The organism is Streptomyces otsuchiensis, from assembly GCF_004305975.1.
Classification (GTDB): Bacteria; Actinomycetota; Actinomycetes; order Streptomycetales; family Streptomycetaceae; genus Streptomyces; species Streptomyces otsuchiensis.
Genome location: NZ_BHZI01000288.1, coordinates 1 through 7030 on the forward strand (window position 1 = coordinate 1; position 7030 = coordinate 7030).

8 protein-coding genes are annotated in these 7030 nt (G+C 73.7%); 5 read left to right on the forward strand and 3 right to left on the reverse strand.

Annotation, left to right across the window (positions count from 1 at the left end):
• The 3 genes from E0D90_RS28710 to E0D90_RS21670 all read right to left on the reverse strand — a co-directional run.
• Positions 1 to 398, reverse strand: a 398-nt coding sequence (locus E0D90_RS28710; protein WP_130799732.1) for a DUF3492 domain-containing protein, incomplete at its 3' end; no start/stop codon positions are given.
• Positions 399 to 777: 379 nt separating this feature from the next.
• Positions 778 to 2364, reverse strand: coding sequence for a DUF3152 domain-containing protein (locus tag E0D90_RS21665; protein ID WP_130799734.1), 1587 nt, complete (start codon positions 2362 to 2364; stop codon positions 778 to 780).
• On the reverse strand, positions 2364 to 3353 hold the full coding sequence (locus E0D90_RS21670) for an alpha/beta fold hydrolase (protein ID WP_103503111.1): 990 nt from the start codon (positions 3351 to 3353) through the stop codon (positions 2364 to 2366). The genes E0D90_RS21665 and E0D90_RS21670 overlap by 1 nt, the downstream gene beginning before the upstream one ends.
• Positions 3354 to 3817: 464 nt before the next feature.
• On the opposite strand from E0D90_RS21670, the gene E0D90_RS21675 reads away from it, so the two are divergent.
• From E0D90_RS21675 to E0D90_RS21695, 5 genes are all read left to right on the forward strand, one after another.
• Positions 3818 to 4057, forward strand: a complete 240-nt coding sequence (locus tag E0D90_RS21675; protein WP_130799735.1) for an Rv3202a family protein — start codon at positions 3818 to 3820, stop codon at positions 4055 to 4057.
• Between the two features lie 302 nt (positions 4058 to 4359).
• Positions 4360 to 4992, forward strand: a complete 633-nt coding sequence (locus E0D90_RS21680; RefSeq protein WP_103503113.1) for a TetR/AcrR family transcriptional regulator — start codon at positions 4360 to 4362, stop codon at positions 4990 to 4992.
• 178 nt (positions 4993 to 5170) lie between these two features.
• Positions 5171 to 5398 (forward strand): DUF3107 domain-containing protein, encoded by a 228-nt coding sequence (locus tag E0D90_RS21685; RefSeq protein WP_103503109.1) that lies wholly within the window; start codon positions 5171 to 5173, stop codon positions 5396 to 5398.
• 121 nt (positions 5399 to 5519) lie between these two features.
• On the forward strand, positions 5520 to 5798 hold the full coding sequence (locus E0D90_RS21690; protein ID WP_130799736.1) for a hypothetical protein: 279 nt from the start codon (positions 5520 to 5522) through the stop codon (positions 5796 to 5798).
• 350 nt (positions 5799 to 6148) lie between these two features.
• Positions 6149 to 7030: DMT family transporter (locus E0D90_RS21695; RefSeq protein WP_227870391.1), on the forward strand; the 882-nt coding region annotated here is incomplete at its 3' end.

Consider the following 7030-nt stretch of genomic DNA (forward strand, 5'->3'; position numbering starts at 1 on the left):
CGAGGCGAGGTGGGTGAGGCCGGTGTCGTTGCCGGCGTTTTTTTTTTCAAGCAGAAGACGGCATACGAGATTGCCTCTTGTCTCGTGGGCTCGGCACTGCACAGCGCCGCCGTCAGCTCGCCGAACGCGTCGGCGTACCGGCGTCCGAGACGACGGGAGATCCGCCCCCCGTCCGCCGTGCCCGGCTCCGGCGGGGCGCCCCAGAGGGGGGCGGTACGGACCCGCACCACGTTCGGTGGCAGCGGGCTGCGCGGCCCGGCGTCCTGCTGACTGCTGCGGCTCAGCGCGCAGACCTCGAACTCATGGCCGCCGAGGCCGCGCAGCAGTCGCTCGCACCAGACTCCGGACTCGCCCCGCACGTACGGATAGCCACCCTCGGTGAGCAGTGCGATTCGCACTGGTGCACTCCCTACTCCCTGACGGACTGGACTCCTGGTCTCGTCGGCCGGGCGCTGTGCGCTGCCCGGGGCGGGACCTGCGGGAATCAGCTAAGTCGCTGGGGAGGGGACACGGCGGACGGTTGTCCATCACGCCACCGGAAGGGGTGAAGAAACGTAACTATGCGCGCGGCCGGGCGTTACGGCCGGTCGGGATGCGGTAAGAGCGGCATTCTGACCGTCGGTCAGACCACGGCCACGGGTCACCGGGCGACGGTCGGGCGGTCGGACGGTCAGGCCGTCGCGCGGTCAGGCCGTCGCGCGCGACCCGGACGCGGTGCTGCCCCCGGCCCCGGGGTTCCGGGATCGGGGGCAGCGCCGCGTGCGGCGGGACGGTCGGTCAGCTGTTGCCCGGGTGGGGCCAGGCGTTGGCCTCGCAGGTGATGCCGTCGATGGTGAGGAACTTCGTCTGCTGCATCATCACCGGGGCGAGCGCGCCCTCGGAGGGACAGACCGCGTGGCCGTAGCCGACCCGGTGCCCCACCTCGTGGTTGATGAGCATCTGCCGGTACTCGTGCATACGGTCCGGGCCGTAGGTGTCGGCACCCTGCGCCCAGCGCCAGGCGTTGATGATCACCCGGTCGGTGCTGGCCGAGTCGCACGAGACGTTGTCGATCGTGGTGTTGAGCCCGGACTTCGCACACCACTCGGCGGTGGTGCCCGGCGACGCGAGCGTCACCACGAAGTCGTGCGTCCCGGAGGAGACCCGGGTGAAGGAACGGGCGCCGCCGTTGGTCCAGCTGCGCGGGTCGCTGAGGGTACGGTGCACGGCCTCGGCGAAGACCTCCGGGTCTATGACGTCCATGCCGCTCTCGACGTCCACCCGGTAGCGGTACTGGTCGGGGGCGTCCGGGTAGGGACCGTCCTCGGTGCCCTCCACGGGGACCAGTTCGCCCGAAGCGGTGAGTTCGGGGTCGAGCGGGAGGGTCTGCGCCATCACCTCGTCGTAGGTGAGCTCCGGCGTACCGCCCGCGCCGGGGGGCGCCTCGGCGCCCTCCTCGACCTCGTCACCGGCGCCGTTGGGCTCCTTGCCACCCGCACCGGCGCCGCCCTCGTCGTCACCGGTCTCCTGGGAGGTGGGCGATCCGGGCTGCTCGGCCTCCGCCATCTGCCCCATCACGGAGATGGTCAGCACGGTCACCACACCGGCCGCGGCGATGCCGGTGATGGTGCGCCCCCAGCCGCCCCCGCGATCCGGGGAGGTGGGCGCCTCCGGCTCCGGCGGCCCGGGGTCGGACGGCTCGGCCCGCTCCTCGGGCTCCGGGGGACGCGCGGCCGGCCCGGCGTGCGCGCCGTGGCTCCGGCCACGCGCCGCCGGGTCGGCACCGAGATCGCCGAAGTCACCCGGGCCGGCGCCCGGAGCGGCGGCACGCGGCGGGTTGTCGAACGCGTCGAGGTACTCCTGGCGGGGCCCGGAGCTGCGCCGGTGTGAGCCCCGGGTCCCGGCGCCGACAGCGCCGAGGGTGTCGTCGGCGGTCCCGGACGGATCGGGGTGGCCCTGCGGCGGGAAGGCGCCGTGGTCCAGCGGGTGGCCGCCGTGACCGGTGTGGCCCCCGTGGCCGTCGCTGTCGGCGGGAGGACCACCGCGCGCCGCGCCGTGATCGCCGGGCGCCACACCCGCCCCGGGCACCGCACCGGCGCCGGGCCCCGGGCCGGGCGCCGCACCGGGGGCGTAGGCGTGACGGCCCGCGCCGCCGGCCCGAAGGCCCGCGGTGAGTCCGCCGCGGTCGTACCCGCCGGGGCGGGACTCACGGTCCTGTGCGGGCACGGCGACCTCGGGATACGTGGTGGGGTCCGGGTGCCCGGCCGGTGCCGGGTAGCCGTAGTGCTCCGGACTGTCCGGAGGCTGCGCGAACTGGGGATCGGCCGGCGCTCTCTCCGCCGCAGCGCCCTCAGGGGACCACTGTTCGCGATCGGACCGGTGCATCAAGCGTCACGCCCCCCGGCGTTATCGGTGATCTGCGGCCCGACAGTGGCGGCACGGAACTCGCGGAACGCGTCCGCCACCACGTCGGGGAACTCCATCATCGCGACATGCCCGGCCGCGGGCAGCGTCAGGAGTCGCGAGTTACGGAAGGCGACCGCGGCGCGGTCGGCCATCCTGAAGCCTACGAGGCGGTCCCGGCCGCCGTAGACCAACAGCGTGGGTGCCAGCACCCGTTCGGCCAGCCGCCACGGCGAGTGCTGGCCGCCGAGCGTGTAGGAGTTGAGCAGTCCGCGCGCGGACCGGCTCAGCGACTCCCAGAAGTACGGCAGCGACTGACGGCGTTCCAGTTCGGCCGCCGCCCCGGAGAACTCCTCCGGGGTGATGCGGGCCGGGTCGCCGTAACACAGCCTCAGCACGCCGCGGGCGCGCTGCTCCGGCGGATAGTCGCTGGTCATCCGGCGCAGCAGCTTCGACATGCCCGGCGCCGCCAGCATCGCCGTCGGCAACGCGGTGCGCTGCGGGCGGAGTTCGGGCAGTGCGGGCGAGATGAGGGTCAGCGTCCGCACCAGATCGGGACGGAGCGCCGCCACCCGGGTGGCGGCCGCTCCCCCGAGGGAGTTGGCGATCAGGTGCACCGGCGCGCGTCCACCCGCCTCGACGCACCGGACCACGGCCCGGGAGTGGGCGGCCAGCGAGTACTGGCCGTTGTCCGGAGGCGGGGAGGCCCCGAAGCCGGGCAGGTCCAGCGCCTCGCACTCGACATCGCCGGCCAGCCGCTCCATGAGGGTGGACCAGTTCCGCGAGGAACCGCCCAACCCGTGGACGAAGAGGGCCGGTTCGAGCTCGTCCCTGGTGGAGGCACGGCGCCGGACCGCCAGGGTCATGCCGGGCAGGCTGACGGACCGCATGGTCTCGCCCTCACGCACGCCCGGCCACGCCTCGGCAGCGGCAAGTGCCGCTGTGGCCTGTCGCTCCTCGGTCGATGGCATGGCGCCATCCTACGAGTACGGCCCGCGACCGTGACTGTGTCCGGCATCACATTCACGCCGCATCCGGCGTACGGCGCCCGTATCGCTTCGATATCGCTTGACTGTTCGGCGACGGTTCTTCGGCGTGATCGAGGCGGCCCGGGGTAGGAGCCCCCGCCTTGCCGGACGGGCGTCGCGGGCCTCCGGCCGCCGCCTTCGCGGACACCGCGCCCCGGGCCGACATCGCCCCGAGCAGCCGCTCGACACGCTCAGTGACCGTCCCCGAACGCGTGAACCCCGATCGGCCCATGCCGGCGCCGGCATTCCCCCGTCCGTGGCGGCCCGCCGGGGAAACGGCACACCCGGGACGGCGGAGCGACCGTCCGCGGGTGATCCTCCCGGGCACCCCGGGCCGGACCCGAGGAGATCGCCTACGCTGGATGTTGACCGAACGTGACCGAATCCGGCATCGGAGGTGCACTGAGATGCCCATCGATCCCAGCGAACCGGACAGCGTCGAGGAGGTGCTCGCCTCCGAACGGACTCCGAGCGGCGAGGCCCCCGAGGCGGACACCGCGGAGGAGCGCGCCGCGTCCCGCGCACGCCAGGAGCGCGTCGGAGCGGAGGCCGGGGTGGTGGAGACCCCCGGCGGCGCGGCCGACCCGGCCGACGTGATCGAGCAGACCCGGACCGTCGAACGCGGAGACGAGGACGAGTACCGCTGACGACCACACCCTCCGAGTCCCGCCACGACCGCCACCGACGACGGCGACGGCGGCGACAGCGACGGCGAAGCGCCCCGTCCGTGACGCTTTGTGCGCAGGGTGTGGAGGTCCGCGCCGGGCCGTCCGACAGGGTGCGCCCCGACGGCCCGCCGGGCACAATCCTTGACACGCGACGGAGAGCCCGCCGTTACCCGAACGTAGGATGACGGCGTCGGGCACCAGGCGGGACACCGGCGTCCCTGCCGCACACCCGGCGATCCGACCACCGACCTCACCGCAGGTCCCCACACATGGGAGGCGGCGTGACAGCCATCGAGCAGACCGGTGCGCGCCCCCGAGGCACGCGCCTGCCCCGCAGGGCCCGGCGCAACCAGCTGCTGGGCGCCGCCCAGGAGGTGTTCGTCGCGGAGGGTTACCACGCGGCGGCGATGGACGACATCGCGGAGCGGGCGGGCGTCAGCAAGCCCGTGCTCTACCAGCACTTCCCCGGGAAGCTGGAGCTGTACCTCGCCCTGCTGGACCAGCACTGCGAGGCGCTGGTGCAGGACGTGCGGGAGGCGCTGGCGTCGACCACCGACAACAAGCTGCGCGTGGCCGCCACCATGGACGCCTACTTCGACTACGTCGAGCGGGAGGGCGGCGCCTTCCGGCTGGTGTTCGAGTCCGACCTGACCAACGAGCCCGCGGTGCGGGAACGCGTCGACAAGGTGTCCCTGGACTGTGCCGAACTGGTGTGCGCCGTCATCGCCGAGGACACCGACCTTCCCCGCGACCAGTCGATGCTGCTGGCCGTCAGCCTCTGCGGCATGGCGCAGATCACCGCACGCCACTGGCTCAGCTCGGGCCAGAAGATCCCCCGTGGCACCGCCAAGTCGCTGACGGGCTCGCTGGCCTGGCGCGGTATCGCCGGCTTCCCCATGCAGCCGCACGACTGACACGCCGCCTCCGCAGTGCCCCGGCCGCACACCCGTGCGGGCCGCCGCCGCCCGCGGCGCCCCTGTTCGCTACGGGCGTGGACGTCCCGTCCGGTTCCCGCCGGGGGCACGGCTACGCTTGCGGGACAACGGCGGCGCGGGCTTCGCGCACGTCATGGACCATGCGGAGGGACAAGCCGTGGAGATCAAGATCGGCGTTCAGCACACGCCGCGCGAGATCGTTCTGGAGAGCGCGCAGTCTGCCGAGGATGTGAAGAGCGCGGTCACCGCGGCACTCTCCGGCAAGGACCGGCTGCTCACCCTCACGGACGAGCGCGGCCGGCAGGTGATGGTCCCGGCAGAGCGACTGGCCTACGTGGAGATCGGCGAGCAGACCTCTCGCAAGGTCGGCTTCGGCGCCGTCTGAAGGCTTCCGGGCCCTGACGCGAAACGGCGGTCGGTGAAAGGTCACCGGCCGCCGTTTCGCGTGCTCCGGTCCCTGGGTAGGACGGCACTGGCCGTACAGACAACTCAGCCAGGGAGGGACCATGGTCTGGGAGACGACCGCGAGTGCACTCATCGGGATCGCCATCGCCTGTGCCGCCGTCCGCAGATTTCCCACCCGCTTCCCCGACCACCGGCTCGCGCTGGCGACGGGGACGGGAGGCGCGATGCTCGGCGGCCTGATCACCAGAACGGTGCTGGGCCCCGGAAGCGTGCCGGTGGTGCTGCTCGCCGGCGCGCTGTGCGGCGTGGTCCTGCTGTCGCTGCTGGTGCAGACGAGCAGCAGTCCGAGCCGCCGGCACGCGTCGGGACTCGCCGGCTGACCGGCGCGTCCCCCGCCCGCCAAGTCCTCCCGGGGCCGTCCGCGCACTCCGCGCGGACGGCCCCGAGACGTGTCCGCTCCGGCTGGCCGCGTCCCCACGCGGTCCGCCTTCTCAGCAGCTGAACCGTCAGCAGCGTGTATCACTCACGGGGCTTACTCTGAGGGCGGCCGGACGTTCGGCCCCGCACCCCAGGAGGAGCGTTGGCCACCGGAGCCCGCAAAACGTCCGCCGACCAGCCGGCGCCGGGCGGCGCCATCTCGCAGGACCCGGCCCGGGCGGGTCTCCCCCACGACCGACGGGACGCCGGTGCGCCGGATCCCACGGAGTCGCTCGCCTCGCCCCAGGCCCGGCTGGACCTGCTGCTGCTCGCCGTCGCCGTGGCCGGTATCTCGTTCTCCGGCCCGCTGATCGCTGCCACCGCGGCTCCCGCGCTGGCCATCGCCTTCTGGCGCAACGCGATGGCGGCGGCCTCCCTCGCACCGGTGGTGGCGTTCCGCTCCACGCTGCGCCGCGAGATCGCCGCGCTGGGCCGCCGCCGCCTGCTGCTGTCGCTGGCCGCCGGCGCCGCGCTGGCGGCGCACTTCGCGCTGTGGCTGCCCAGCCTGCACATGACCTCGGTCGCCTCGTCGGTCGCGCTGGTGACCACCACGCCGATCTGGATCACGGTGCTGCTGCGGCTGCGCGGCCACCGCCCCACCGCACGGACCTGGGCCGGTACCGGCATCGCCTTCGCCGGGGTGCTGCTGCTGACAGGGGTGGACCTCACCGTCTCCGCCCGCGCCCTCGCCGGCGACGCCCTGGCCCTCGCGGGCGGCCTCGCCGCGGCCGTCTACATGCTCATCGGCAACGAGGTGCGCCGCACCACCAGCACCACCGGCTACACCTTCGTCTGCTACACGGCCACCGCCGTGCTGCTGCTGGTGGCGTGCCTGGCGGCCGGCACCGAGCTGGCGGGGTACTCGGGGGAGACCTGGCTGAAGCTGCTGGTGCTGACCGCCACCGCCCAGTTCCTGGGCCACTCCCTGCTCAACCGGGTGGTACGGGGGCTCGGACCGTCGGTCACCTCGACCGCGATCCTGCTGGAGGCACCCGGCGCCGCGCTCATCGCCGCGGTCTGGCTCGGCCAGTCGCCGCCGCTGCTCGCCTACCCGGCGCTGGGCGTCATCATGGCCGGGCTGGCCGTCGTGATCCGCGCCGAACGCCGCCCCCGCTACACGGCGGGGGTGGGTGGG